Source organism: Mesorhizobium sp. M0306, assembly GCF_040321655.1.
GTDB lineage: Bacteria > Pseudomonadota > Alphaproteobacteria > Rhizobiales > Rhizobiaceae > Mesorhizobium.
Genome location: NZ_JAMYRY010000006.1, coordinates 48,090 through 74,864 on the forward strand (window position 1 = coordinate 48,090; position 26,775 = coordinate 74,864).

The 26,775-nt window shown below is 62.7% G+C and carries 28 protein-coding genes; 9 read left to right on the plus strand and 19 right to left on the minus strand.

The genetic code is table 11. The annotated features are described in order from the left end of the window. Window positions 1-126: 126 nt before the first annotated feature. A complete protein-coding gene (locus NKI95_RS11675; protein ID WP_352716846.1) occupies window positions 127-1,044 on the plus strand; it encodes a DMT family transporter in 918 nt (305 codons plus the stop codon). Window positions 1,045-1,052: 8 nt separating this feature from the next. Here NKI95_RS11675 and NKI95_RS11680 read toward each other — a convergent pair whose 3' ends face one another. From NKI95_RS11680 to NKI95_RS11695, 4 genes are all read right to left on the minus strand, one after another. After that, window positions 1,053-1,742, minus strand: a complete 690-nt coding sequence (locus NKI95_RS11680; protein ID WP_352716847.1) for an RES family NAD+ phosphorylase — start codon at window positions 1,740-1,742, stop codon at window positions 1,053-1,055. Further along, window positions 1,743-2,174 (minus strand): antitoxin Xre/MbcA/ParS toxin-binding domain-containing protein, encoded by a 432-nt coding sequence (locus NKI95_RS11685; RefSeq protein WP_352716849.1) that lies wholly within the window; start codon window positions 2,172-2,174, stop codon window positions 1,743-1,745. It abuts the gene before it with no gap. Window positions 2,175-2,722: 548 nt separating this feature from the next. Beyond that, complete coding sequence (metF, locus tag NKI95_RS11690) at window positions 2,723-3,640, minus strand: methylenetetrahydrofolate reductase [NAD(P)H] (protein ID WP_023676795.1); 918 nt, start codon at window positions 3,638-3,640, stop codon at window positions 2,723-2,725. Further along, window positions 3,640-4,662: an ArsR/SmtB family transcription factor gene (locus tag NKI95_RS11695; protein WP_352716851.1), complete on the minus strand. Its 1,023-nt coding sequence runs from the start codon at window positions 4,660-4,662 to the stop codon at window positions 3,640-3,642. Before NKI95_RS11695 ends, metF begins: the two co-directional genes overlap by 1 nt. A 142-nt stretch (window positions 4,663-4,804) precedes the next feature. Between NKI95_RS11695 and tsaA the strand changes: the two genes are divergently transcribed. Both tsaA and NKI95_RS11705 read left to right on the plus strand, forming a co-directional pair. After that, a complete protein-coding gene (gene tsaA, locus NKI95_RS11700; protein ID WP_352716853.1) occupies window positions 4,805-5,329 on the plus strand; it encodes a tRNA (N6-threonylcarbamoyladenosine(37)-N6)-methyltransferase TrmO in 525 nt (174 codons plus the stop codon). Beyond that, entirely contained in the window at window positions 5,326-5,637 is a 312-nt protein-coding gene (locus NKI95_RS11705) for a DUF2293 domain-containing protein (protein ID WP_292659440.1), read from the plus strand. The genes tsaA and NKI95_RS11705 overlap by 4 nt, the downstream gene beginning before the upstream one ends. Window positions 5,638-5,938: 301 nt before the next feature. On the opposite strand, the gene NKI95_RS11710 is transcribed toward NKI95_RS11705, so the two are convergent. Beyond that, window positions 5,939-6,556, minus strand: coding sequence for an MOSC domain-containing protein (locus NKI95_RS11710; protein ID WP_352716855.1), 618 nt, complete (start codon window positions 6,554-6,556; stop codon window positions 5,939-5,941). 206 nt (window positions 6,557-6,762) lie between these two features. Between NKI95_RS11710 and NKI95_RS11715 the strand changes: the two genes are divergently transcribed. Further along, the gene (locus tag NKI95_RS11715; RefSeq protein WP_352716857.1) at window positions 6,763-7,329 is read left to right on the plus strand and encodes a methyltransferase family protein; all 567 of its coding nucleotides are present in this window, start codon (window positions 6,763-6,765) and stop codon (window positions 7,327-7,329) included. Between the two features lie 59 nt (window positions 7,330-7,388). On the opposite strand, the gene NKI95_RS11720 is transcribed toward NKI95_RS11715, so the two are convergent. The 4 genes from NKI95_RS11720 to ettA form a co-directional block, all read right to left on the minus strand. After that, window positions 7,389-8,510, minus strand: a complete 1,122-nt coding sequence (locus NKI95_RS11720; RefSeq protein WP_352578734.1) for a beta-ketoacyl-ACP synthase III — start codon at window positions 8,508-8,510, stop codon at window positions 7,389-7,391. A 119-nt stretch (window positions 8,511-8,629) separates the two neighbouring features. Then, window positions 8,630-8,968 (minus strand): hypothetical protein, encoded by a 339-nt coding sequence (locus tag NKI95_RS11725; protein ID WP_352716859.1) that lies wholly within the window; start codon window positions 8,966-8,968, stop codon window positions 8,630-8,632. A 113-nt stretch (window positions 8,969-9,081) separates the two neighbouring features. Then, on the minus strand, window positions 9,082-9,852 hold the full coding sequence (gene tam, locus NKI95_RS11730; RefSeq protein ID WP_352716860.1) for a trans-aconitate 2-methyltransferase: 771 nt from the start codon (window positions 9,850-9,852) through the stop codon (window positions 9,082-9,084). 45 nt (window positions 9,853-9,897) lie between these two features. Beyond that, the gene (ettA, locus tag NKI95_RS11735) at window positions 9,898-11,547 is read right to left on the minus strand and encodes an energy-dependent translational throttle protein EttA (RefSeq protein ID WP_292659428.1); all 1,650 of its coding nucleotides are present in this window, start codon (window positions 11,545-11,547) and stop codon (window positions 9,898-9,900) included. Between the two features lie 242 nt (window positions 11,548-11,789). On the opposite strand from ettA, the gene NKI95_RS11740 reads away from it, so the two are divergent. Beyond that, window positions 11,790-13,085, plus strand: coding sequence for a GGDEF domain-containing protein (locus NKI95_RS11740; protein WP_352716862.1), 1,296 nt, complete (start codon window positions 11,790-11,792; stop codon window positions 13,083-13,085). Window positions 13,086-13,112: 27 nt separating this feature from the next. Here the strand turns inward: NKI95_RS11740 and NKI95_RS11745 are convergent, their stop codons facing one another. Then, on the minus strand, window positions 13,113-13,727 hold the full coding sequence (locus NKI95_RS11745) for a hypothetical protein (RefSeq protein ID WP_352716864.1): 615 nt from the start codon (window positions 13,725-13,727) through the stop codon (window positions 13,113-13,115). 72 nt (window positions 13,728-13,799) lie between these two features. After that, complete coding sequence (locus NKI95_RS11750) at window positions 13,800-14,813, minus strand: ribonuclease T2 family protein (RefSeq protein WP_352716865.1); 1,014 nt, start codon at window positions 14,811-14,813, stop codon at window positions 13,800-13,802. Between the two features lie 178 nt (window positions 14,814-14,991). Between NKI95_RS11750 and NKI95_RS11755 the strand changes: the two genes are divergently transcribed. From NKI95_RS11755 to NKI95_RS11765, 3 genes are all read left to right on the plus strand, one after another. Next, entirely contained in the window at window positions 14,992-15,927 is a 936-nt protein-coding gene (locus NKI95_RS11755; RefSeq protein ID WP_352716867.1) for an alpha/beta fold hydrolase, read from the plus strand. A gap of 164 nt (window positions 15,928-16,091) precedes the next feature. Continuing rightward, a complete protein-coding gene (locus tag NKI95_RS11760; protein ID WP_352716869.1) occupies window positions 16,092-17,267 on the plus strand; it encodes a CaiB/BaiF CoA transferase family protein in 1,176 nt (391 codons plus the stop codon). After that, a complete protein-coding gene (locus tag NKI95_RS11765; protein WP_352716871.1) occupies window positions 17,264-18,913 on the plus strand; it encodes a thiamine pyrophosphate-binding protein in 1,650 nt (549 codons plus the stop codon). The genes NKI95_RS11760 and NKI95_RS11765 overlap by 4 nt, the downstream gene beginning before the upstream one ends. 49 nt (window positions 18,914-18,962) lie before the next feature. On the opposite strand, the gene NKI95_RS11770 is transcribed toward NKI95_RS11765, so the two are convergent. The 5 genes from NKI95_RS11770 to NKI95_RS11790 all read right to left on the minus strand — a co-directional run bounded on the left by NKI95_RS11770 (window position 18,963) and on the right by NKI95_RS11790 (window position 23,809). Then, complete coding sequence (locus NKI95_RS11770) at window positions 18,963-19,406, minus strand: CHRD domain-containing protein (protein WP_352716873.1); 444 nt, start codon at window positions 19,404-19,406, stop codon at window positions 18,963-18,965. A gap of 151 nt (window positions 19,407-19,557) precedes the next feature. After that, on the minus strand, window positions 19,558-20,529 hold the full coding sequence (locus NKI95_RS11775; protein ID WP_292663691.1) for an ABC transporter substrate-binding protein: 972 nt from the start codon (window positions 20,527-20,529) through the stop codon (window positions 19,558-19,560). 40 nt (window positions 20,530-20,569) lie between these two features. Continuing rightward, on the minus strand, window positions 20,570-21,706 hold the full coding sequence (locus NKI95_RS11780) for an ABC transporter permease (protein ID WP_352716874.1): 1,137 nt from the start codon (window positions 21,704-21,706) through the stop codon (window positions 20,570-20,572). Further along, window positions 21,703-22,581 carry an ABC transporter permease gene (locus NKI95_RS11785; RefSeq protein ID WP_352716876.1) on the minus strand — a complete coding sequence of 293 codons (879 nt, stop codon included), beginning with the start codon at window positions 22,579-22,581 and terminating at the stop codon, window positions 21,703-21,705. The genes NKI95_RS11780 and NKI95_RS11785 overlap by 4 nt, the downstream gene beginning before the upstream one ends. Window positions 22,582-23,017: 436 nt before the next feature. After that, window positions 23,018-23,809, minus strand: coding sequence for an ABC transporter ATP-binding protein (locus NKI95_RS11790; RefSeq protein ID WP_352716877.1), 792 nt, complete (start codon window positions 23,807-23,809; stop codon window positions 23,018-23,020). A 158-nt stretch (window positions 23,810-23,967) separates the two neighbouring features. Between NKI95_RS11790 and NKI95_RS11795 the strand changes: the two genes are divergently transcribed. Then, window positions 23,968-24,372 carry a cupin domain-containing protein gene (locus NKI95_RS11795; RefSeq protein ID WP_352716879.1) on the plus strand — a complete coding sequence of 135 codons (405 nt, stop codon included), beginning with the start codon at window positions 23,968-23,970 and terminating at the stop codon, window positions 24,370-24,372. Window positions 24,373-24,407: 35 nt separating this feature from the next. On the opposite strand, the gene NKI95_RS11800 is transcribed toward NKI95_RS11795, so the two are convergent. The 3 genes from NKI95_RS11800 to NKI95_RS11810 form a co-directional block, all read right to left on the minus strand. Then, window positions 24,408-24,749 carry a hypothetical protein gene (locus NKI95_RS11800; protein WP_352716880.1) on the minus strand — a complete coding sequence of 114 codons (342 nt, stop codon included), beginning with the start codon at window positions 24,747-24,749 and terminating at the stop codon, window positions 24,408-24,410. Between the two features lie 29 nt (window positions 24,750-24,778). After that, window positions 24,779-26,230 (minus strand): dihydropyrimidinase, encoded by a 1,452-nt coding sequence (hydA, locus tag NKI95_RS11805; protein ID WP_352716881.1) that lies wholly within the window; start codon window positions 26,228-26,230, stop codon window positions 24,779-24,781. A gap of 86 nt (window positions 26,231-26,316) precedes the next feature. Continuing rightward, a complete protein-coding gene (locus NKI95_RS11810; protein WP_352716883.1) occupies window positions 26,317-26,697 on the minus strand; it encodes an endonuclease domain-containing protein in 381 nt (126 codons plus the stop codon). Window positions 26,698-26,775: the final 78 nt, after the last annotated feature.

A 26,775-nucleotide genomic window follows, 5' to 3' on the forward strand; every position in this document is an offset into this window, starting at 1 on the left:
CTTTCTGTACGCCGGTTATGGGCGAGCTAGGCCATCGCTCAGGTTTCGGGTGGCCCTTGCGGCCGGATCGGGTATGGCGTGAACAGACGCCTGAAGAGCAAGGCATCTCGTCTGGGAGGACGACCAATGGCGATAGCTGCCACCACCACGATGCGCGGGCCGATGGTGCTCAAGGACTGGGCGCAGCTTCTGCTGCTCGGCGCCATCTGGGGCGGTTCGTTCTTCTTTGCCCGCATTGCGGTGGCGGAACTTCCTCCGCTGGTGCTGGTGCTGTTCCGCGTCACCATCGCGGCGGCGGCACTTCAGCTCTATCTTGCGGTTCGCGGCCCATCCTTTCGCCTCGCTTTGCCGCATGCCGGCCTGTTCTTCCTGCTGGCGCTCGCCAACAATGTCATCCCTTTCTCGCTGATCTTTGCCGGCCAGACCGAGCTTGGCGCCGGCGTCGCCTCGGTGCTCAATTCGACGACGCCGTTCTGGACGCTGATCCTCGCCAACGCCCTGACCAGCGATGAAAAGCTGTCGTGGAACAAGCTTGCCGGCATCGCCCTCGGTATCGCGGGAACGGCGGTGATGATCGGTCCCGGCCTCGTCGCCGGGCTCGGCGGCCCGGTCTGGGCGAAATTCGCGCTCATCGGAGCGTCGGTATCCTATGCGGTTGCGCTGATGATTGCCCGCCGCTTCAAGGGTGTGCCGTCACCGGTCATTGCCACCGGCCAATTGACTTGCTCGACCATCATCATGGTTCCCGTCGTGCTGCTTAGCCATGGCCCTGCCAATCTGTTTTCGGCCTCGCCGCCGGTGTGGGCGGCGGTGCTGGGGCTGGCGCTGCTGTCGACCGCCTTCGCCTATATCCTCTATTTCAACCTCGTCGCATCGGCCGGCGCCACCAACGCCTCGCTAGTCACGCTCATCGTGCCGGCCAGTGCCATCCTGCTCGGCTTCCTGTTCCTGGGCGAGCGGCTCGAACTGTTCGAATTGGGCGGCATGGCGCTGATTGCGCTTGGCCTCGTCACCATCGACGGTCGCTTGTTCGGGCGGCGTTAAAGATGGCGCTATATGGGCGTGATCGCGGGAACAGATGAACCCTGCCATTCCAGACGCCAGATACCGCCTTGCCGGAGATTCTGAACGAGATCGGGATGGAAGGCGACAAGGCAGGTCCCGCCAACATCTCTCACGGAAGGATAAACAAAACCGGTCGCGGCGTCTTGCTTGCGGAGTTGCTTCGCCAACGCCTGACCGGCAGGATAGGCTAAGGCAGTATCCGGATCGAGCACCGGGTCCCTGCTGAACTCAGCGCCGCGCAGATCGTGAAATGAGCCAATGAAGCCGGCAACGAGCTCCGCATAGTCGGTGACGTTTTCGAACCGTTCGATCGCGGCAAGCTCGCGCGTCAGATGAAACGAGACCTCGCCGATCGCGGTTTCCGCATCGAACGCACAGTACCAGGCGCCCCTGGCATCATCGTTGAAACGATTGCCGCCCGGACGGGTGTAAGCGAACGCCGCATTGATGAAGGTGTAGCCCGGCCTCCCGAACACCAGTTCGCGCGGATCGAGGTCGGGCAATCCCCCTTGCTGCGCCTGAAGGCGGCCGCTGGTGGCTCCTTCGAGCTCCGCAAGGTCCTCCAAATCTCCATGATTGCTGGCCAACGGCATCAGGACCGGTTCCTTGAGCCTGCCTGTCGAAATGAGCCGGATCGTGTCGCGCTGGGAAATGTCAGCGCGTGGCGGGATCTGCATTCAAAGTCCACCGCGCAAAGCGTCGATGTGTTGGCGAACCTGCAGCAGCTTCGGAATGCCGCCCTCGATCATCACGTCCAGGGGGCGCCGGCCACCATAAAGAGGCCCTTTGTTCGGCAACCGCACCCATTCATCGGCAAGCCCTTCGGAAAACAGAAGCCGCAGTCCCTTGAAGATGCCGATCAGGGCGCTGATGCGTGTCAGGGAATCCTGGGAGAGAACGCCCTCCCACTCGCCTTTCTTCATGCGGAACCAGGTTCTCTCCGATATGTCTCCGATCAAGGTGCAGATCTCGGTGCTGGTCAGATGCCAGATGTCTGCGAGCCTGACGATGCCGACAACAGCCGCTGGCGTGAGCCGCGCCCGTGCCGAGCCATCCGCCAGATTTGCCGGCAACGCCTGATTTGCAGGATCGCGAACCGCGACACTCATTCCAACCTCCATCACTTGGCAGACAATATACTGCCAATTGGCAGCATATTCAAGTCCGCGCTATCCTCACAACGCGCTGCTGGTTGGCTTCGAATCTCCGGTCGGCCGAAAATCAATTTCCGATTTCTGCCGCGGTAGCGCTGCCATTCTTGTTACTGCCCCGGCTTTGCCACAATTTATTCACAGGTCCCGAGCCGGCTTTTGACAAAGAGTTTCAATGCCTAACGGCAAACGGCAGGTCGCAAATTCCACAATCTCGTCGCATTGCAGCAAAGTTTCTCCTTGCCTGTGGCACAAATGACCCTAGACTCTCGCCATAGCTCTTTAAGAGGAGGCTATGACATGGGACTGACGAGGCCGATCAACGCATTGATGATTTGTGCTGCGTTTGCATTCATCGGCGCCCTCATTATGGGCGTCCTTCCATAAGGCCGCTGAGCGGGGGAAGACCAGCACCGAATACTCCAAACCATTGAAAAGGCCGGGCATTTTGCCCGGCCTTTTGCATTCCCCCGATCTTTGACATTTCAAAAAGGGGCTTTGCCGCTTTACGCCGCGGCGGATCCAGCCGCCTCGACTTCGTGCGACCTGATGCCGATCATGTGGCAGATGGCAAAGACCAGATCGGCCCGGTTCATCGTGTAGAAGTGGAAATCGCCGACGCCGCGCTCGACAAGGTCCAGCACCTGCTCGGCGGCCACGGCAGACGCCACCAGCGCATGCGTTTGCGGGTCGTTCTGCAGCCCATCGAAGCGCTCGGCCAGCCATGCCGGCACCAAGGCGCCGCAACGCGCCGAGAAGTTGGCGACCTGCGTGAAATTGTGCACCGGCAATATGCCAGGCACGATCGGTATGTAGATGCCGGCCCGCCGTGCCCGCTCGACATAGCGTTCATAAAGGTCGTTGTCGAAGAAGAACTGGGTGATCGCCCGCGTCGCTCCGTTGTCCGCCTTGCGCTTCAGCATGTCGAAGTCGGTGGCGAAATCCGGGCTTTCCGGATGTTTTTCCGGATAGGCCGAGACCGATATGTCGAAATCGCCGGCGCCCTTCAGCGCGTCGACCAGTTCGGCGCCATTGGCATAGCCTTCCGGATGCGGCCGGTAGGCCGCGCCGACGCCCTCGGCCGGATCACCGCGGAGTGCTACGAAACGCTTGACGCCCATGTCGGCGAATTCCCGGATCACCGCATCGACCTCGTGACGCGCCGCATCGACGCAAGTCATGTGCGCCGCCGGCGTCAGCGTCGTTTCATTAAGGATACGCTTGACGGTGCGGGCCGTGCGCTCGCGGGTCGAACCACCGGCGCCGTAGGTGACGGAGACGAATTTCGGCTTGAGCGGCTCCAGCCGGGTGACCGTGTCCCACAGCCTTGCTTCCATCTCATCGTTTTTCGGCGGAAAGAACTCGAATGAAACCCTGACCTTGTCGCCGATGTCGGGGCGGCGGGAGAAGCGGAACTGGTTCATCAGGCTGTTTCCCCTATCGGATACGCATTGGCCGGTTGTCTGTCGTTGGAAGGCTCGGCAATCAGCATGCGCCGATCGCGGCCGAGCCAGAGTTTGACGGTGAGCTTGGCCTCGTTGCCGCCGCGCGGCTCGAATTCCTGGCTGTCCTCGAGGTCTAGGCCGGCCTCGGAAAACCAGTCGCCAATTTGCCGGTCGGAAAAGCCGAGGCGCATATGCGCGTGCTCCTCGCGCAAGAACTCCAGCGTGTGCGGCGCGAAATCGACGATCACCAGCCGGCCGGCCGGGCGCAACAGACGCGCCGCCTCGCGGATGGCGCGGGCAGGATCGTCGAGATAATGCAGCACCTGATGGATGGTGACGAGGTCGAAGGCGTCGCGTTCGACCGGCGGCGCAAAAATGTCGCCCTGGCGCACCTGCGCATTCGAAACGCCGGCCTTGTCGAGATTGGCGCGCGCCACCGTCAGCATCTCGCGCGACATGTCGATGCCGATACCGCGCCGATAGAGCGGCGAAAAGATCTCGAGCAACCGCCCGGTGCCGGTGCCGAGATCGAGCATCGACTGGAACGGCCGCTTGCCGACGAGCTTGACGAGTGCTGCTTCGACGGCGCGATCCGGCACATGCAGCGAGCGGATATGGTCCCAGCTTGCGGCGTTTACCGAGAAATATTCGGCAGCCCGGTCCTGCCGCTTGCGCTTGACCGCGGCCAGCCGTTCGAGATCACGCTCGACCTGCGGATCGGCGCCGCGGATGCCGGAGACCAGCCTGAGCACGAAATCGCGCGAGGAGTCGGAATCCGACAGCCGGAAGAAGGCCCACGAGCCCTCCTGGTAGCGGCCGATCAGCCCGGCTTCCAGCAGCAATTTCAAATGGCGCGAGACGCGCGGCTGCGACTGGCCGAGGATTTCGGTGAGATCGGACACGGTCAGATCGCCGCGCGACAGCAGCGCCAATATACGCAGCCGGCTGGATTCGGCAGCCGCCTTCAATGTATCTACCATCGTGTCGAGAGCGACATGCATGCGAGCATTCTCTTTGAAAAGATATAAACATATGTTTATGTCGGTTTTGATAGGCTTGCAAGCGCTATGTCGCTTCCGGACAAGAAAATGACGCATGCGTGGCGGACCGCGCAAGGCCGCAAGGATGATCGAGGCGAGACCCATGTTCGAAACGCGCAGCGGCGAAAAGCTTCTGGAAACCGACCCGGCAACGATGCCGCCGGATGGCCATGTCGTCTTCATCGGCCGCATCGCTTCGCCTTGGGTCACGCGGGAGACCTGCCCCAAGAACATGAAGGCAGCGCGGGAGACGGGACAGCCGGCGGCTCTCGTGATCGATCCGCTCTATCGGGATGGCCTGCTTGGGCTGGAACGCGCCAGCCACGTCATCGTCCTGTCCTGGCTGCACCATGCACCGCGGCAACTGATTGTCCAGAAACCCCGCCATGCCACGGAGCCGAAAGGCGTCTTTTCGCTGCGCTCCCCTGCCCGGCCGAACCCAATTGGGCTGCATGTCGCCAGGCTGGTTGCCGTCGACATCAACACCGGCCGCGTCGAGCTTGACGCCATCGACGTGCTCGACGGCACGCCGGTCATCGACATCAAGCCCTATTTCGCCTCGACCGATGCCTTCGCCGCGGCGACCATGGCTGGGCGGGACGAGTCGTCCAGGTCGGATGAGCGGTGAGCGCCCCGACAGGCCGCCGCCGCGCCATCGCCAAGGCGCTGACAGCGCTTCTGCCGCTGGCGCCTTATGCCGACATGGAAAAGATCCGTGCAGATGCCGGCGCCGTGCACATGAAGAGCTTGCCGCCGAGCATTGCCGTGTGGCTGGCGACGATTGCGCATATTCGCCACGCCCACACCGACTACGAAAAACTGCTCGCCGAAGGCTATGACCGCGATTCCGCGCGGTTCTTCGTCATCGAGCAAACCAACATCGTGCTGACCCGCTGGCGCGCCACCCGTTTGCTCGACGATGAGGATGAGGCGTAGAGGATGGCAAGCACACGCGTCGAGTTCTGCGCTCTTCACCGTTGTGATTAGCGAAATCGAGACGTGACGGCCAATCTCCCCCCAAGTGGGGGAGATGTCCGGCAGGACAGAGAGGGGCGCTGTCCCGCCAACCTCACGTCGGCAACATCGGAACCTTCGAAACCTCAAAACAAAAAACCCGCCTCGGTGGGCGGGTCGTCGGTGCGAATCAGCACCATACTGAAATTAATAGCATAGCTGCCGGCACAAAGCAAGAACAAAATACGCCGTGACCGGCAAAGTCGCCTTGCCTGGAAAACAACTAGGCCCGGTAAATCCACTGCTCCGGCACGCGCACCGATATCTCCTCGCCGGCCGTGATCGTGCCGGGCTTCTCGACCCAGGCTACGAGCCCGCGCAAGCGCTTCGCCGCCTTCGGGAACAGCAGCGCGCCGCCGTCATGATCGGCCATCCCGGCATTTTCGGCGACGGATCGCCCTGCGATGCGGCAAGGCCCATTCTGCGCGTCGATCTTGACGGCAGCGCCGCCTTTGAAGAACAGCAGCGTGCCAGACGGCAGCATGGAGAGGCGCGGCAGGCCTTCGATCAGGAGATTGGTGCCGATCCATTCCGGCTTGATCTCGGTAATGCCCATCCGTTCGGCAACGATTGCCAGTTCGTCCGCCGCGACGATCGACAATTGCCGCTCGTTGCGCATCTCGGTGCCGCGCGGATACCAGGGTTCCCGCCCGCCGGAGCGCCGCGTCGTGCCGGCGTGGAAATCGCCCTCGATGCCGTCGAAACCGAGTTGCAGCGCATCCACCGCTCGTGTCTCAAAACGATCGAATGGTGCGAGATAGAGCGCCGCCACCCTGGCGGCGAGTTTTCGCGCCGGCACGATCTCGACCGGATTTTCGGTTGCGGGAAACAGATCCGGCATTGGTTTCATTCCTAGCGACCGGATGCAGTTAGCCGAAGTCGATTCATAGGGTCCAGTCGAAAGCGTTGATGCTCCAATCAAGACGGCTGATACGGGTCGGCACCACCAGCTTCCTGGTTGAATCAGCCCCATGCAAAAGCGTGCCGCATTGCTGCCGCGCTGCATCGGTTGATAATATCGGTCAGGTTAAGCCCGCGGAGGTTATCATGCATCCCGCATCGGCAATCGCGCAGCTCTGGCTGCTCTGGGTTGTCTCATGGGCCGCGGCCGCCTTCTGGGCCGACCGGGCCGAAAAACGCGCCGGCTTCGAGGCCGAACTGCCCTACCGGGCGGTGCTGGTGGTCGGCACGATCCTGCTCTTCATCCCGGCGCACGGTTATGCCGGCCCGCTGAGGCTTTGGACGCCGAACCTTGCCGAAGCGTGGATCTGCGTCGCGCTGATTGCCGCCGGCCTGGCATTTGCCTGGTGGGCGCGGCTGCATCTCGGCCGCCTGTGGTCGGGCACGGTCACCGCCAAGGCCGAGCACCGCGTCATCGACACCGGTCCCTACCGGCTGGTGCGGCACCCGATCTATACCGGCCTGCTTCTGGCGATCCTCGCCACCATGGCGGCGAAAGGCACCGTCTGGGGCGTTGCCGGTGCCGCCCTTCTCACCGCCGGTATCGTCATGAAGGCAAGGCTGGAGGAGCGTTTTCTGCGCGGCGAACTGGGTAGCGCTTACGACGACTATGCCAGGCGCGTTCCGATGCTGGTGCCGTTCGCGCCGAGCTAATGCATGTCGCCCGAAAGTGTGCAGCGGTTTTGGGACACCGACATGCATAAAACAAAAATCTAAAGCATGCGCAACAGCGCGCCACCGATCGAGTAGCCGGCGCCGAAGGCGCAGAGCAGGCCGTAGTCGCCGGCCTTCATATCGGCATGGTTCTCCGACAAGGCGATGATGGCACCGGCGGCGGCGGTGTTGCCGAGGCGCTCCAGCACCATCGGCGCGCGGTCATGGTCGACGTCATGGCCGAACGACAGTTTCAGGATCATGGCGTTCATCCGCGCATTGGCCTGATGCAGCCAGAAGCGCCGGATCGCTTGCGGCGTCAGCCCGTGCTCGGCCAGGAATTCGACGATGAACTTGTGGCCGGCGACGGTGACTTCCTTGAACACCTTGTTGCCGATCTGCTTGATCAGATTGCCTTCCAGATCGATCATGTACGGATCGTCCTGGGTGGCGCGGGTATAATAACCGAGATTGGTGCGGATGCTGTTCGACATCTGCGTCCAGGCGCGCGTGTCGAGCACCTCGAAGCGCCCCGGCCGCTTCTCGCCCTGGGCGAGCCCTTCGACGATCATCGACACGGAAGCGTCGCCGAAGATGAAATGCGTCTGCCGGTCGCGAAAATTGAGATGGCCGGTGATGATCTCCGGCGTCGTCACCAGCACGCGTTTGTGCGCCCCTGCCCGCACCAGATTGACCGCAATGTGCAATGCGGCCGCCGCCGAAGAGCAGCCAAGCCCCATGTCGAAGCCGGCGCCTTTCGTGCCCAGCGCCTGCTGCATTTCGATGGCGATAGCCGGATAGGGCCGCTGATGGTGCGAGGCCGAGCAGATCACCAGGTCGATATCCCCGGGCTTCAGCCCGGCATGATCGAGCGCCTTGCCGGCCGAGGCGATGCCGAACTCGGCCTCCAGCGACAGCGCATCGTCGGGCCGGGCCGGGAAGCGCGGCGCCATGCGGGTCGGGTCGAGGATGCCCTCCCGTTCGATGACATGGCGGGTCTGGACGCCCGAGGCATGGACGATGAAGGCACTGTCCGATTTCTGCAGGAGCGGCTCGCCCGACACCTCGCGGCGGACGTTCTCCATGTCCACCCAGCTGTTGAAGCTGGCGACGAGCTCCTCATTGGTGATCGAAGCTTCGGGGATTTCAACGCCGATGCCGCTGATGATGACGCGATGCATTTCCAGTTCGTCCCGTGCGCAGGCGTTGCGGCTTCATGTCGACGCCGCAATAAGCTCGGCGCAACCTCTTTTGCACCTAGCCAGTTTATGCCGGCTTAAATCAAGTCCCTGGAAGGTCTTTACCAGGCGCAGAGCTTGGTATTGGTCTGCGGGTTGTTCCAGCAGGCACCGTCATCGTTGCTGCGCACGAATTGCCCGGGCAGCGGCACGTTGCGGCGGCCGAGATTGACATAGCCATAGGCAAAACCCGGCCCGTCGATCTCCAGGACATAAGTCGGATAGCCCGGCGCCGAGATGCGAAAGCTGCCGGTATCGTCCAGCGCCCGATAGCTGCAGGAGAAATAGCCGTCGTCGCTGGTGAAGCAGCGCGCTCGCTTGGCCTGCGCCGATATCGAAAAGGCAAGCACAGCGGCCGCACAAATGCTGCCGCCGAAAATGAGCTTTTTCAGTGTCATCATCCACCCCCCATGGCCCATGAGGGGCCGTTATCCCTGCCCCAGCGAGATGCGCATGACGGCGAAAGCCGGTCAAGCATCCGCTGCTGGCTGTTTTTGAGTGTAGCTAAGAGTTTCTAGGCAGAACGCCGCGCCACGATGAAGACACGGGGAAAGCGCAGCAACACCTTGCCGCTTGCCATTTTCGGATAGGCTTCGCTGATCCTGTCCGTGTAGCGCTTCAGGAAAAGTTGTCGCTCGTCTTGATCGAGCGGATCGAGGAACGGCTTCAGCCCGGTCGACTTCACCCATTCGACGATCGCCTCGGCATCGGTCAGCGGATGGTTGTAGATCGTGTGCCAGATATCGAGCCGATCCGCGAATGGCGACAAAAGGTCGTAATAGAACGCGACCGGCGGCAGCGGCGCGCGGGCAGCGTCGCCGAGCTTTTCGGCAAACGGCATCTCGGCCGCGGTCTCCCGCATCAGCCGGTGCGATGGCTCGCCCATATTGTCCGGCATCTGCACGGCAAGCGCGCCGCCGGGCGCCAAAAATCCCATCAGCCGCTGGAAGACCGCCGGATGCTCCGGCAGCCATTGAAACACCGCATTGGCGAAGATCACGTCGACGGGTTCGTTCGGCTGCCACGTCGCCGCATTCGCCAAGGCAAAGGTGACGCCGGGCAGGCCGGCCTTCGCCTTCTCGATCATGTCGGGCGAGGTATCGAAGCCGCTGATCTGCGCCTGCGGCCAGCGCTCGACCAGCAATTCGGTCGAATTACCCGGCCCGCAGCCGATGTCGACAACCCGGCGCGGTGCGTGCACCGGCACCTGCGCGACCAGATCGCGCGCCGGCCGGGTGCGCTCATCCTCGAATTTCAGGTAGAAGGCGGCGGACCAATCGGCCATCTTGGTTCCTCAGATCATTTGAGAATTCGCCGCCCTGTAAATGTCTTACCGCGTCAGCCGCTTATACGTCATCCTGTGCGGGTTGACCGCATCCGGACCAAGCCGGCGGATCTTGTCCTGCTCGTAATCCTCGAAATTGCCTTCGAACCATTCGACGTGGCTGTCGCCCTCGAAGGCGAGGATGTGCGTCGCCAGACGATCGAGGAACATGCGATCGTGCGAGATGATGACGGCGCAGCCGGCGAAGCTCTCGAGCGCGTCTTCAAGTGCGGCCAGCGTTTCGGTATCGAGATCGTTCGTCGGTTCGTCGAGCAGCAGCACGTTGCCGCCGGTCTTCAGCATCTTGGCCAGATGCACGCGGTTGCGCTGGCCGCCGGATAGGTTGCCGACCTTCTGCTGCTGGTCGCCGCCGCGGAAATTGAACGATGCGCAATAGGCGCGGGTGTTGGCTTCGAACTTGCCGAGCTTGACCACTTCGGCGCCGCCCGAGATCTCTTCCCAGACGGTCTTGGTCGGGTCGAGTGCGTCGCGGCTCTGATCGACATAACCGAGCTTGACCGTCTCGCCGACGCGGATGGTGCCGGCGTCCGGCTTTTCCTGGCCGGTGATCATGCGGAACAGCGTCGTCTTGCCGGCGCCGTTCGGGCCGATTACGCCGACGATGCCGCCCGGCGGCAGCTTGAATTCAAGATCGTCGATCAAAAGCGTGTCGCCAAAGCCCTTCGACAGGCCCTCGACCTCGATCACCACATTACCGAGCCGCTCGCCATGCGGAATGACGATCTGCGTGTCGCTCGGACGCCGCTTGTCGGCGGCATCCAGCAGGTCCTGGAACGCCTGGATACGGGCTTTCGACTTGGTCTGCCGGGCTTTCGGGCTCGACTGGATCCACTCGCGCTCGCGGCCGATCGCCCGCTGGCGCGCGTCGTCCTCACGGCCTTCCTGCTTGAGCCGCTTGGCCTTGGCTTCGAGATATTTGGTGTAGTTGCCTTCGTACGGGATACCGCGGCCGCGATCGAGCTCGAGGATCCAGCCGGTGACATTGTCGAGGAAGTAGCGATCGTGGGTGATGATCATTACCGCGCCCGGATAGGCGCGCAGATGCTTTTCCAGCCACGCCGTCGTCTCGGCGTCGAGATGGTTGGTCGGCTCGTCGAGCAGCAGAAGGTCGGGCTGGCGCAGCAAGAGCTGGCAGAGCGCGACACGACGGCGTTCGCCGCCCGACAGCTTGGTGACATCGGCCTCCTTGGGCGGACAGCCGAGTGCCTCCATCGCCATCTCGACCTGCTGTTCGAGATCCCAGAGGTTGAGCCGGTCCATCTCGTCCTGCAGCTTGGCCGACTCGTCCGCCGTCTCGTCGGAATAGTTCATCATCAATTCGTTGTAGCGCTCGATGATTGCGGTCTTGGCGGCGACGCCTTCCATGACGTTTTCGAACACGTTCTTGTTCGGATCGAGCGCCGGCTCCTGCGCCAGGTAACCGACGGTAGCACCCTCGGCCAGCCAGGCCTCGCCGCTCCACTCCTTGTCGATGCCGGCCATGATCTTGAGGATCGTCGACTTGCCGGCGCCGTTGGGACCGAGGATGCCGATCTTGGCGTCCGGGTAGAAGGACAGATGAATGTTCTCGAGCACCTTCTTGGTGCCGTAGGCCTTGTTGAGGCCGGCCATGTGATAGATGAACTGGCGTGCCACGCGCGCTTTCCCTGAAAAGTCGACTGATGTCGGATTGAATGGAAGTTGGGGGCTATGTAAGCGATGCGGCCCCGAACGGCAAACAGTTTTGGCCCCAAGCGGATTTGGTCGCACCCGCAAACGCTTAGCCGCTTCATTTCGTGCCGGCGCCCTTGCGAAAGCTCCCATTAACCATTCCGCGTCAAAACAGTGTTGGATGGGAAATCGCTGGCAGCCGCGATTTCGGGGAGAGAGATCGGGCCGTGCTGAACAGTTTCCTGCTTTTTGCCGAAGCGGTTCTCTATTTCGGCATCATGGTCACGCTTTTCCGGTTCAGGGGCCGCATCGGCCTCGGCGTCTTTGTCTGCGCTCTTGGCGTCATGCATTTCCTGGAAACCTACCTCGCCAGCGTCTTCTACGTCGCGCTGCCGTTCGGCATGGTATCGCCGGGTTCGGCCGTGCTGTTTTCCGGCAAGCTGGTCATGCTGCTCCTGCTCTACATCAAGGAGGACGCGGCAACCGTCCGGCAGCCCATCTACGGCCTGCTGCTCGGCAATGCCCTGATGATCGGCCTCGTGCTGATCCTGCGCCTGCACGATATTGCCGCCCTGCCCAGCGGCAAGCTTCCCGACATCGGCTTCATCGACGAGATGGGCTGGCTGATGGTGTGGGGCACGACGCTGCTGTTCATCGACGCCATCCTGATCATCCTGCTCTATGAAAAGCTCGGCAAATATCTGCGCAAGGCGCTTTTCACCCGCATCCTGGTCTCCGTCGCCTGCGTGCTCACCTTCGACCAGGCAGGCTTTTTCACGGCGCTGCATTTCGTCACCGGTGCGCCGGTGGCGGTGTTCTTTGGCGGCTGGTTCGCCAAGATGGCAGCGGCCCTGGTCTACAGCACTATGCTGGTCGCCTATATCAGGTGGTTCGAGGCGCGGCAGGTGCCGGCGCCGCGCGGGCTTTCCGACATTTTCGACACGCTGACCTATCGCGAGCGCTATGAAGCGCTGGTCGAGCATGTCGGTCGCGACGGCCTCACCGGCCTGCTGCACAGGGGGCGCTTCGACAGCGATGGCGAGGCCGCCGTTGCAACCAGCCTGCGAACCGCCAGGCCGCTCAGCCTGCTGATCATCGATGTCGACCACTTCAAATCGATCAACGACCGCTTCGGCCATGCCGAGGGCGACAAGGTGCTGAAAGCCCTGGCGATTTTGCTTGGCGAACTTGTCGGGACCGAAGATCAATTGTTCAGGATCGGCGGCGAGGAATTCGCCATCCTCGGCTGGCGTCCGCAGCCGCTCGCCAGACTGCTGGGCGAAACCGTCAGGCAAGCGGTCAAGACGTCCGCAAGCACCAGCCGGTTCGACATCACCGTCAGCGCCGGCATCTCGACAGTCAGCGAGACGACCCGTTGCCTTGCCGATCTCTTTGCGCTCGCCGACCAGCGTCTCTACAAGGCCAAATCGACCGGACGCGATCGCGTTGTCGGCGAACCGGGCGGCAACGAAGCAGACGGCCGCAACACATGGACCAGGCCGGAGCGCAGCGCCGGCGCGTAACGCTACCCTGGCCTCCGATTGGCTCAATCAGGATCGTTTGCGCCGCTGCCATCCGCCGATCGCAACCGAAATCGCCATCAGCGCGATCGCCAGCCATTTCAACGCGGTAATAATCGGACCGGCATCGATGTCGTAGGCAATGAACAGAAGGATGCCCGGCATCAGCAGGCCGCAGAGCACGAGCGTGATCCGGTTGATCTGCCATGACACTTTTGCGGCAAGCGCCTGGTCGCCGGGCACGGCGACGAGCGCGGCACGTAGCGACTTCGGCGCCACCAGTGCGGTCGAAAGACTCAGCGAAATCGGCAGGCCGATGCCGATGATCAGGAAGGCGCATGCCGCCAGGAGCAGCGAAAACTTGAGCGCACTGGTTTCGGCCGGCACCGGGAACAGCAGCGCCGCCAGCGGCAGGAAGACACCGAAGATCCCGAGCGCAGCAATGGCGATGAAGATCGCCGCGTTGACCAGCGTGAACAATTGGTAGGTGCCGCCGCCGACGGGTTTGGCAAGCGTGGTCATGCGCACCCACTCCACTTCGGTGTAGGAAAAGCCCGGCCACTCCATATGGCCGTCGCGGATCGCCGTCATGCCCTTGGCCCAGAACGCCAGCCGCGCCGGCGCGCCGCTCGTCATGCCACTCATCGCCACCCCCTACGAATGATGCCCAGGGATCATACCATCCCCGGTGCAAAGCGACAGTTGCGTTCGGCCTGTCTACTGGAACCCGACGGCATCGACCGTGCCCTTCGGGCAGCCGGCCTTGGTTGTCGGTGCCGAGGCAAGCAGCAGGGCACCGAGCGAGGCGTTCGAGGCGATCGGGCCGGCCAGGCCGAGCGTCAGCTCGCCGATCAGCCGCCTGCCGCTCGAGGGATCGACCACGCAGGATACGCGGACCCGGTCGCCCGCGCCTTTGCCGAAGGCACTGTCGAAGGTGCTGGCAATCTGATCGGACGTGAGCTGCTTGCCGATGTTCTTGGTGAAGAGATCGCGCACCGGCGAAGCGTTCACCGCGCGCATCAGGTTCAAGGCGTCGGAGAAATACTCCTGCTGGCTCTTGCCGTAGCAGGTGCCGTGCTTGATCCATTCATGCCTTTCGAGGGCGGATGCGGTGCCCGGCATCACCTGGTCGAGTTCCGACCGCGTATTCGGGTCCAGCGTGACCGGCGGCAAATCCCGCCAGTGCGCCGGATCGTCGTTCGCCTTGTCGCCTGCCGCGACCTGGCAATAGAAATTTCCATTCGGCTGCGGCCACAACCCATGCAAGGTGAAGTGGGTCGCATCGAAACCGGCGGCGGTCTGCGCCCGGCATTCGGCCTTGCTGGATTTGGTCTCACAGAAAGCCGGCTGCCAGCTCAGCGCGAAGACATATTCCGGTTTTCCGGACGCCGATGGCTTGTTCGGATCGGCAGGCGCCGGTGCAGCCGGCATCGTCGATGCGCTGCCGCCCGAAACGTGGCCGCAGCCGGTCTTGACCCAGCGGCGCTCCGGATCGGCGCCCGGCACGCGAATGAGATAGTGCGTGGGCGCGTCCTTGTTGCCGGCCAGGAGATCATAGCTCTGGCCAGCCGCGGTCGAGATGTTGCCGGGATTCTTGCCGCTCTTGATCGCCTGCGTTGCCGGACAGGCGGTATCGGCGACGAAAGCGCCGGTCATCTTCACATCGGCCCGCGCCGCGCCGGCAAGCAGCACGGCCGCAAGCGCCAATCCGAAAACAAAACCTGTCCGCATAAGGGTCCCTCGGCTGAAAAACTGCGGCAACAGACTGCCGATGCCACCATGTCAGAATTGCGAACGTGCGGTAAACGTCAGCGCGCAAATCGGTCACGCCGGATTGACGCAAAACCGGCGCCGGCGCAAACAAAACTCGCGTCCGGTATCGTGTCGGGGCGTTGGAGACGACGCGGCGATGTCATTCGACCAACAGCTTGTGCTTCGATCGCCGACCGGCGCCGAGCTCAACCTTTATGTGAAACACGCCATCGGCCAACCGCGCGCCATCGTTCAGATCAACCACGGGTTGGCCGAACACGCCGCGCGCTATGCCCGCTTCGCCGATTTCCTCGGCGCGCGCGGCTACCAGGTCTTCGCGCACGACCACCGTGGCCACGGCGGCACCAAGGCGCCCGACGCGCCACCTGGCAGGTTCGCCGATGCGAATGGCGGTGCCAAGGTCATCGCCGATGTCGCCGCCGTCCACGATCTGATCGCCAGGGAAAGGCCTGGCCTGCCGGTCATCGTCTTCGGCCATTCCTTGGGCGCGTCGGTCGCGCTGAACTTTGTCCTCCGCCACTCGGCGCGCATCCATGCCGCCGCGATCTGGAACGGCAATTTCTCGGCCGGACTGCTCGGCCAAATCGCGCTGGCCATGCTTGGTTGGGAAAAGTTCCGGCTTGGCTCAGACGTGCCGTCGCGCATGCTGCCCCGGCTGACATTCCGGGCCTGGGGCAAGGCGGTGCCCAATCGCCGGACGCCGTTCGACTGGTTGTCGCGCGATGCCGTTGAAGTCGAGAAATACATCGCCGACCCGCTCTGCGGCTGGGACGCATCGGTGTCGATGTGGCAGGACATCGTCAAGATGACGCTGCATTGCGGCAGCGACCGCAATTTTTCCGGCGTGCGGCGCGACCTGTTCGTCAATCTGGTCGGAGGCGAGCAGGATCCGGCCTCGGATGGCGGTAAGGCGGTCAGCCATCTTGCCGGCCGGATGCACATGATGGGTTTTTCGAATCTCGTTTCAAAGGTTTACGCCGAAACCCGCCACGAAAGCCTGAACGAGATCAATCGAGACATGATCATGGAGGATTTTGCCGCCTGGGCCGACCGTGTGCTGATGGCGCCGTGATAGTTGGCCCATCGCAAGGCCAGTGACAGCGGCACCCGGGATTGATAGTGGGATGTCGCCCAAAGCATGCCCTTGGGCTCGACCCGAGGGTGCGCAGCGGTTTTGGGATAACGACATGCACAAAAAAGATCTAAGCCTGCGCTTTCGACCAACCATGGTGATCCATGACTGAGCCTCCGCTCAAAGGCATCCGCGTCATCGAACTCGCACGCATCCTTGCCGGGCCATGGGCCGGGCAGTTGCTTGCCGACCTCGGCGCCGACGTGATCAAGGTCGAGAGCCCGGACGGCGGCGACGACACCCGCAAATGGGGACCGCCCTTCGTCATCGGCCATGATGGCGAGAACCTTTCGGCCGCTTATTACCATTCCTGCAACCGCGGCAAGCGCTCCATCGCCATCGACTTCTCGACGCCCGAGGGCGCCGAGACGGTGCGCCGGCTGGTCGCGACATCGGATGTGCTGATCGAAAACTTCAAAGTCGGCGGGCTTAAGAAATACGGCCTCGACTATGACAGCCTGAGGGAAATCAACCCACGGCTGATCTATTGCTCGATCACCGGTTTTGGCCAGTCGGGACCGTATGCGCCGCGCGCCGGTTATGATTTCATCATCCAGGCCATGGCCGGCATGATGTCGATCACCGGCGAAGCCGGCCGCGAACCGCAGAAGGCGGGCGTGGCTATTTCAGATGTTTTCACCGGGCTTTATTCGGTCATTGCCATCCAGGCGGCCCTTCGCCATGCCGAGAAGACCGGCGAAGGCCAGCATATCGACATGGCGCTCTACGACACCCAGATCTCGACGCTCGGCAACCAGAACCTCAACTATCTCGTCTCCGGACAATCGCCGGTGCAGATGGGCAATGCGCATATGAACATCGCGCCCTACGAAGTGGTGCCGGTGAAGAATGGCCACATCATCCTGGCGGTGGGCAATGACGGCCAGTTCGCAAAGTTCTGCGCTGCCGTCGGCCTCGACGAGCTGGCGTCGAACCCTGACTTCGCCACCAATCCCGCCCGCGTCGCCAACCGGGCAAAGCTGCGCGAGCACATGATCGAGGCGCTGAAAGCCTTCGATCGCGACCCGCTGCTGGCCAGGCTCGAGACAGCCGGAGTGCCGGCCAGCCCGATCAACAACATCGGCCAGATGTTTGCCGACCCGCAGACCATCGCGCGCGGCATGCGGCTCGACCTCGATGACGGCCATGGCAATCTCTTGCCCTCGGTGCGCGCGCCGATGGTCATGTCCGGCACGCCGCTGGTCTATGAGTGCCCGTCGCCGCGTCTCGGCGAACACACCGAAGAAATCCTTGCCGAACTGGAGAGGTCAGGAAAATGAAGACCGGCGGACAACTCATCGTCGATGCGCTCGAAGCCAACGGAACGGACCGTATCTATTGCGTACCTGGCGAATCCTATCTGGCGGTGCTCGACGCGCTGCATGATTCACCGATCAGCACCATCGTCTGCCGCCAGGAGGGCGGTGCCGCAATGATGGCCGACTGCCATGGCCGCCTGACTGGCAGGCCCGGCATCTGCTTCGTCACCCGCGGCCCGGGCGCCACCAATGCTTCGGCCGGCATCCACATCGCGATGCAGGATTCAGTCCCCCTCATCCTGTTCATCGGCCAGGTCGCCAGCCACGCCAAGGGGCGCGAGGCCTTCCAGGAGGTCGACTACGTCAGGTTCTTCGGCGATATCGCCAAATGGGTGGTCGAGATCGACGACGCCGCGCGCATCCCCGAATTCGTCACACGGGCATTTGCGGTGGCGACGTCCGGCCGTCCGGGCCCGGTCGTCATCTCGCTGCCCGAGGACATGCTGACCAGCCTCGCCGAGGCACCGGAAGCCCGGCATTACACCCCTGTCGAGACGCGGCCTGGCGAAGCCGAGCTCGACGCGCTGGACGAGCTGCTCAACAAGGCAAAGCGGCCATTCGTCATCCTTGGCGGTACGCGCTGGGATGCGCAGGCCGTTGCACGGATGCGGACGATAGCCGAAGCCTGGTCGCTACCGGTCGGCTGCTCCTTCCGCCGTCAGATGCTGTTCGACCATCTCCACCCGAACTATGCCGGCGATGTCGGCATCGGCATCAATCCCAAGGTAGCAACCGCCATCAAGCAGGCCGACCTTGTGCTGCTGATCGGCGGCCGCATGGGCGAGATGCCGTCATCCGACTACACGCTGCTGAAGAGCCCCTACCCCGACCAGACGCTGGTCCATATCCATGCCGACGCCGGCGAGCTCGGCCGCGTCTACCGGCCGGCGCTGGCGATCAATGCCTCGCCTGCCGCTTTCGTCGAAGCCTTTGCCAAACGCAAGCCGGCGGCAACGCCGGTGTGGGCGGCGGACGCAGCGAAGCTGCACGCCGCCTATCTCGACTGGTCGACGCCACCGGAAAGCGGCCCCGGCGCCGTCCAGATGGGGCCGATCATGAATTATCTCGAAACGATGCTGCCGGACGACGCCATCCTCACCAATGGCGCCGGCAACTACGCCACCTGGGTGCATCGTTACCATCGCTTCCGGCGTTTCGGCACGCAAGCCGCGCCCACGTCAGGCTCAATGGGCTACGGCACGCCGGCGGCGGTCGCCGCCAAGCAGCTTTTCCCCGACCGCGACGTGATCGCCTTCGCCGGCGACGGCTGTTTCCTGATGAACGGCCAGGAATTCGCCACCGCCGTGCAATACGGGCTGCCGATCATCGTCATCGTCGTCAACAACGGCATCTACGGCACCATCCGCATGCATCAGGAGCGCGAATATCCCGGCCGTGTCGTCGCCACGGATTTGAAGAATCCGGATTTCGCCGCTCTTGCCCGCGCTTACGGCGGCCATGGCGAGACAGTGGAAAAGACCGCCGACTTCGGGGCGGCCTTCGAGCGCGCGCGGGCCAGCGGCAAGCCGTCAATGGTCGAGATCAGGCTCGACCCCGAGGCGATTACGCCGACGCGAACAATGACCCAGATACGGGAAAAGTCATGATCCGGTAGAAGGGCGGTCGCCCGCCCCTCTATCTGCAGAATGACCGGCGCTACATCGCCTTCTCGATTTGGCCGCGGATCTCACCGTCCGCGTGGGCCGCGGTGTGGATGTTGACATAGTATTTGCCCGCCTCCAGGTCGGTGGCCTGGGCATCGGTCAATGTCGCCGAACCCTTGATCGGGCTCTTCAGCTTGCCTTCGAACGGCACCACCGGGTCGGCGTTTTCACCCTTTGCCGCCGGGCCGTGAATGTGTGCGGCCTTCGCCGGCCCGCTGAGGCCGGAATATCTAACCGTCCAGCTGAGTTTCTTGGTAGCGGTGTTGAACCTGAGCGTGGCGGTGCCCTTGCCCTTCGTGGTGACGGGCGGGTTCTGCTGAGCACCATCGAGCGTCGCCGTCATCTTTATAGTTTCGGCCAGGGCCGGTGAAGCAGAGAAGATGGCTGCAGAAATGGCCAGCGCCGAAAGTATCGGCGTGAAGGACTGGATGCGCATGGAAACCTCCGTTGTGACACCCTTGAGGCGGATGCACTGGCACAACGATTCTGCGAGCGGAAGTTTCCGCCGGTAACGTTCATTTTACATCCCACTAAAAAGGGGCGGTCGCCCGCCCCTTTCGTCTTCCAACAGAGCCTGCTTGATAGCTCTATTTGATGGCCTTGTCGGTGATCGCCGTCGTGTAGGCGCCGGTAGGCTCCTTGCTGATGATCTTCTGGTCGAGCAGCGCCTTGGCGGTGCGCTCGTAGGTCGCCGGATCGAGCTTGCCATCGGCATTGTCGATCAGCTTGGCGACTTCGCCCATCATGCGCTTCTGGTGGTTCTCGTCCTGGCCGCCATTGTCCATGACGATGCCGGCCGCCTCCTCGGAATTATCGACGGCGTATTTCCAACCCTTCATCGAAGCGCGGACGAAACGCACCATCTTGTCCTCGAAGGCCGGATCCTTGAGCTTGTCCTCCAGGGCATAGAGGCCGTCTTCGAGCAGATCGTTGCCCATGGCGGAATAGTTGAAGACGGTCAGCTCTTCCGGCTTGTAGCCGGCGTCGATGAGCTGCCAGTATTCGTTGTAGGTCATGACGGAAATGCAATCCGCCTGCTTCTGGATCAGCGGCTGCACGTCGAAGCTCTGCTTGAGCACGGTGACGCCGTCAGGCCCGCCGTCGGTCTTCAAGCCAAGCTTGTTCATCCAGGCGTAGAACGGATATTCGTTGCCGAAGAACCAGACACCCAGCGTATGGCCCTTGAAGTCGGCTTCCGTCTTGATCGGGCCGTCCTTCGGGCAGACCAGCTCCATGCCGGCCTTCTTGAACGGCTGGGCGATGTTGACCAGCGGCACGCCCTTTTCGCGCGCAGCCAGCGCGCCGCCCATCCAGTCGACGATGACGTCAGCGCCGCCGCCGGCAATGACCTGCTCCGGTGCGATGTCCGGGCCGCCGGGCTTGATGTCGACGTCGAGCCCCTCGGCGTCATAGAAGCCCTTGGCCTTGGCGACATAATAGCCGGCGAACTGTGCCTGGGTGACCCATTTCAGCTGCAGCGTCACCTTGTCCGCGGCCATCGCCTGGAACGCGGCAAGCGACATCGCGCCGGCCAGCATCGAAACAACAAGTCTTTTCATGTTTTTACCCTCTGAAGTTAGCGCCCTAAACCCACCGCCCCTATCCACCACGGACAGAGGGATGCCAAAACGTGATTGCTCTCTCGAAAAGAGCGACCACGCCATAAAAGACCGAACCCGCAAGTGCTGCAACTGCGATTTCGGCCCACACCATGTCGATGTTCATCCGCCCGACTTCCGTCGAAATGCGGAACCCCATGCCGACCACCGGCGTGCCGAAGAACTCGGCGACGATGGCGCCGATCAGCGCCAGCGTCGAATTGATCTTCAACGCATTGAAGATGAAGGGTGCCGCCGCCGGCAGCCGCAGCTTGAACAGCGTCTGCCAGTAGCTCGAGGCATAGGTGCGCATCAGGTCGCGCTCCATATGGCCGGAGGCGGCAAGCCCGGCGACGGTGTTCACCAGCATCGGGAAGAAGGTCATGATGATGACCACTGCTGCCTTCGACTGCCAGTCGAAGCCGAACCACATGACCATGATCGGCGCGACGCCGATGATCGGCAGCGCCGACACCATATTGCCGATCGGCAAAAGCCCGCGCCGCAGGAACGGCACGCGGTCGGCGGCGATGGCAACGAGGAAGCCGGCGCTGCTCCCCACCACATAGCCGAAGATGACCGCCTTGAAGATGGTCTGCCTGACATCGGCCCCCAGCACCGGCAGCGAGCCGACGATGCGCGCACCGATGGCGCTTGGCGGCGGCAACAGGATGAAGGGAATGCCGGCACCACGCGTCACCGCTTCCCAGATGATCAGGATCCAGGCGCCGAAGATGGCCGGAATGATCAGGCGCAGGGCGGTTGACGCCCAGCGCGATGTCGGGCGATACGACGACAAGACCGTTACGCAGCGCCAGGCCAAAAACCACGCCGCGGCGAGCAGCAGATAGAAGGAGCCGCGAGCGCTGCCCTCATTGCCGGTTATGCCGGCGAGCAGCATCCACGCCGCGCCGTGCGCGCCAAGGAACAGCAACACCACCCCGATCATCGGTGGAAAGTTGTCGGCCTCGATTGCCACGAGCAGCAAAATGAAAACCAAAACCGTAGTCGCCATGCCGTAACCGGGCGTAGCACTGACGAGCGGCCAAAGAAGCAGCGCGCCGACAAGCAGGACAAGCGCGGCATACCCTTGCCAGGATCGAGGGGTGATTGAGGAAAGGCTCAGGAGCGAGCTCATGCCGGCCTCCCGCCCATGGCGCGGTCGACCAGGCGCCCGGCAATGCCGACCAGCATAACCAGCAAGGCCGCCACCACCGAGCCGGCAACCAGCGCCGACCAGATGTCGATCGTCTGGCTGTAATAGGCGCCGGCGAGCAGTTTGGCGCCGATGCCGGCGACGGCGCCGGTAGGCAGCTCGCCGACGATGGCGCCGACCAGGCTGGCGGCGACAGCCACCTTCATCGAGGTGAACAGGAACGGCACCGAGGCCGGCACCCGCAATTTCCAGAAGGTCTGCGAGGGACTGGCATTATAGGTGTGCATCAGGTCGAGATGGGTGAGCTCGGGCGAGCGAAGACCCTTCACCATGCCGACCGCCACCGGGAAGAACGACAGATAGGTCGAGATCAGCGCCTTCGGGATCAGGCCGGTGATGCCGACCGCGGCCAGCACGACGATGATCATCGGCGCCACCGCCAGGATCGGAATGGTCTGCGAGGCGATGATCCACGGCATCAGGCTGCGGTCGAGCGTCGCCACATGCACGATGCCGACGGCGATGACGATGCCGAGCGCCGTGCCGAAGGCGAAGCCGAGCAGCGTCGACGACAGCGTCACCCAGGCATTGTAGACAAGGCTGCGGTTCGAGGTAATGCTGCGCAGAAAGGTGTTTTCGAAAAAATTAACCGCCACCTGATGCGGCGCCGGCAGCGTCGGCTTCGGCTGTGCCAGCGTCTTGCCGATGAATTCCACAACCCCCGGTGTCTGATTGGCGCGGCGGTCGAGATCGCGCTGGAACGGCGCGTTGAGGATGACAGCCATGACGTACCAGACGACGACGACGCCCAGGAGGATCGAGGTCACCGGAACGATTTTGTCGCGAAACGAGTCCATCTAGAAGGCCTCGCCGGGTACGCGCCCTCCTCTCCCCAACGGGGAGAGGGTGGCCAGAGCGAAGCGGAGGCCGGGTACTTTCGCCCCGGCAATCGTTTCTTTCGTCATCCTAGGGCGGAGCAGCCGCGAAGCGGCGTGCGTAAAGGGAGCGCCCAACCACGCCTTCGTCATCCTAGGGCGCAGCAAGGAGCGAAGCGACGCGGCGCAGACCCTAGGATCCATGCCGTTACCTTCCCGCTCCGAAGCGGTGCTGAAAATGGCTCCCTGCGCACCGCTCCGAGTGGCGCTTATTCTCGACTGTTTGCGCGCTTCGGCCGAAGTCGCGGCATGGATCCTAGGGTCTGCGCGCGCCGCTTCGCGGCGGCTCCGCCCTAGGATGACGAAGGCGTGGGTGGCCGCTTCGTCGTTAGGCGAGGCCGGAATCCTGTCCTGCGCCTCAATCATCATAGCTGTGCCCTGCCCTCAGCCCGTCGCGCACCCGTGCCGCGATGGCCAGAAACTCCGGCGTCTCGCGGATATCGAGCGGCCGCTTTTTCGGCAGCGTCGATTCTATGACGTCGCTGACACGCCCCGGGCGCGGCGACATGACGACGATGCGCGTCGACAGATAGACTGCCTCGGGGATCGAATGGGTGACGAAGCAGATAGTCTTGTTGGTCCGCTCCCAAAGCTCCAGCAGCTGTTCGTTGAGGTGATCGCGCACGATCTCGTCGAGCGCGCCGAACGGCTCGTCCATCAACAAAAGGTCGGCGTCGAAGGCGAGCGCCCGTGCGATCGAGGCGCGCTGCTGCATGCCGCCCGAAAGCTGCCACGGGTATTTCTTCTCGAAGCCGCTGAGGTTGACGAGGTCGAGGGTTCGCTTGATGCGCGCCGCCTGCTCCGCCCTCGACAGGCCCATGATCTCCAGCGGCAGCGCCACATTGCGCTCGATCGTGCGCCACGGATAAAGTGCGGCCGCCTGGAAGACATAGCCATAGGCGCGGCTCTGGCGCGCCTGCTCGGGCGTCATGCCGTTGACGGAGATGGCTCCCGATGTCGGCTTCTCCAGATCGGCGATCACGCGCAGCAAGGTCGTCTTGCCGCAGCCGGACGGCCCGATGAAAGACACGAATTCGCCCTTGCCGATGGTCAGGTCGACATTCGACAGCGCCTGCACCGGACCGTCATTGGTCTGGAAGGTCAGGCCAAGCTTGCTTGCCGAAACAACGGTTGGCGATGCTCCCGTCATCGGCCGAAGCCTGTCGCTTCCGGCCACTGCCGCGGCCGGAATCCCATTGATTTTACCCCGATGTTGCTTTCCACTCGACCAGTCCTACTCGCCCCAGTTTTACTCGCCCCAGTTCTACTCGCCCTTGTCCCATCAGATAGACGCTCGGAGTTGCCCCGATGTCGCCCAAACCGACTTGCCATCTTATCCGCCCTGAAAGCTCTTATGAAGGCAAGCAGGGCCAGAGCTATTTCGCCGGTATCGCCGCCGAAACAGTCGGCTCTTCCGGCATCTGCATGCATCTGCTGACCATGCCGCCGGGCGCCCGCGCCAAGGCGCATATGCACGAAAACCATGAAACCGCGATCTATGTGCTCTCCGGCGAAGTCCATACCTGGTATGGCGACCGGCTCGAACAGCATATCGTGGTCAAGGCCGGGGATCTTTTCTATATTCCCCCCGGTGTGCCGCATCTGCCGGCCAATCTGAGCGACAGCCCCGCCTCGGCGGTCATTGCCCGCACCGATCCCAACGAACAGGAAAGCGTCGTCCTGCTGCCGGAACTGGACGGGTTGGTCGCCTGACGCCGGCATCGAGGCAGCGGCCGTCATCGGCACCGTCACGAACATGATTTCAGCGGCCCTATCTCCTCAAGGCCGGGAATGGTCACGAAGAAACCGTCCCCTCCTTTGTTGATGACCTTGACGACATCCGTGGTCGTCCCTTCCTCGCCCTCGGCGAAACAGGTGGAACCCAACAACTGGATGCCAGGCGCCGTCGTCAGTCGCTGTGCGAACTCGCAGCCGCTGCCATAGGTTTCGACACCCTCGGCGGTCAGCACGACATAATCGTCGCTGTCCTGATAACCGAGCCGTACACCAACGCAACCGACCTCATTGCCAAAGGAGCCGGCAAGGACGTCAGCCGCCGCCGGCCCGGCGGCAAGGATCACCGCGGCCATTGAGATAATCGCTCCCTGGCTCGCCAAGCTCAAACGCCTGTCGCCGGGATGCCTGTCCGTTCCACCTTGCGCGGCGCGGAAATTTCCTTCCAGGTCGACAGCGCCCGGTTGACCGCCGCATTCGGTTCGCGAGCGACGAACTCGCCATGGCCGGGCTTTGCCTTGACCTCGTTTTCCTCCATCGACAGTTCGCCGCGCGAGAAGACGAAGCGCGGCAGGCCGGTTACCTCAAAACCTTCGAAGACGTTATAGTCGATCACCGACTGCTGCTTCTTGGCCGTGATCTTCTTCTTGCGCTTCGGGTCCCAGACGAGGATATCGGCATCCGCGCCTTCGACGATGGCGCCCTTCTTCGGGTACATGTTGAGGATCTTGGCGATGTTGGTCGAGGTCACCGCGACGAACTCGTTCATCGTCAGCCGGCCGGTGTTGACGCCGGTCGTCCACAGCACCGGCAAACGATCCTCGAGCCCGCCCGTGCCGTTCGGGATCTTGGTGAAGTCGCCGACGCCGTTGCGCTTCTGTTTGGTGGTGAAGGCACAATGGTCGGTCGCCACCACTTGCAGCGACCCGGCCTGCAGGCCGGCCCACAGTGAATCCTGGTGCAATTTGTTGCGGAAGGGCGGGCTCATGACGCGCCGCGCCGCATGGTCCCAGTCCTTGTTGAAATATTCGCTCTCGTCGAGCGTCAGATGCTGGATCAGCGGCTCGCCGAACACCCGCATGCCTTTCTGACGCGCCCGGCGAATGGCTTCGTGGGCCTGCTCGCAGGAGACATGCACGACATAGAGCGGCACGCCGGCCATGTCGGCGATCATGATGGCGCGGTTGGTCGCCTCGCCTTCCACTTCCGGCGGGCGCGAATAGGCGTGTCCCTCCGGACCACTATTGCCCGCCGCCAGCAGCTTCTGCGACAGCGCCGCCACCACGTCGCCATTCTCGGCATGGACCAGCGGCAGCGCCCCAAGATCGGCGCAGCGCTGGAACGACGAATAGAGCTCGTCGTCATCGACCATCAGCGCACCTTTGTAGGCCATGAAATGCTTGAACGAGGTAATGCCCCTGTCGACGACGGTGGCCATCTCGTCGAACACCTGCTTGCCCCACCAGGTGATCGCCATGTGGAAGGAATAATCGCAGGATGCCTTCGAGGTCTTGTTGTCCCACATCTGCAGGGCCTCGAGCAGCGATTGCTGCGGTGCCGGCAGGCAGAAATCGACGACCATCGTCGTGCCGCCGGCAAGGGCCGCGCGCGTGCCGGATTCGAAATCGTCGGCCGAATAGGTGCCCATGAACGGCATTTCGAGATGGGTATGCGGGTCGATGCCGCCCGGCATCACATAGCAGCCGCTGGCGTCGAACTCATGGTCGCCATGCAGATCCGGCCCGATGCCGATGATCTTGCCGTGCTTGAACAGCACATCGGCCTTCCACGTCCGGTCGGCGGTGACGATGGTGCCATTCTTGATGACTTTGGACATTTTCTTGTTCCCTTATTCTCTTCGCGCTTCTTGTGAGCGCCTTGCTTGATCAGGTCGGTTCAGCATCGAGGAATCCTGAACGGCCTCTACATGACTCCAACTTCCCGCAATATCTCCTCGACGCAACCATCGAAGGAATTTGCCAGGTCTCCAGTCGAAAACCTGAGCACACGATAGCCCTGTCGGCCAAACCATGCATCGCGTATTCGGTCCTTTTCCATTTGCTCCGGCGTAAAGTGATGCTCTCCATCCACCTCGATGACGAGGTTCTTCTCGTGCAGAACGAAGTCCGCAATATAGGGCCCAATCGGCGCCTGCTTCCTTGCATGTAGCCCGTAGAGGCGACGGAACTCTTTCAACTCGGACCAGAGCTTACGCTCGCCCTCCGTCATGTTCCGGCGCAACATTCTTGCACGCTTGATGGCGGCTGGATCGATCGCGGTCGGTGCCAAGACGAGTACCCCCACCCTCAATCCCTCCCCACAAGGGGGAGGGAGGCTTGGCGCCGCGCTATCACAGCTGAACCCTTCAAAGCCTTCGCTACA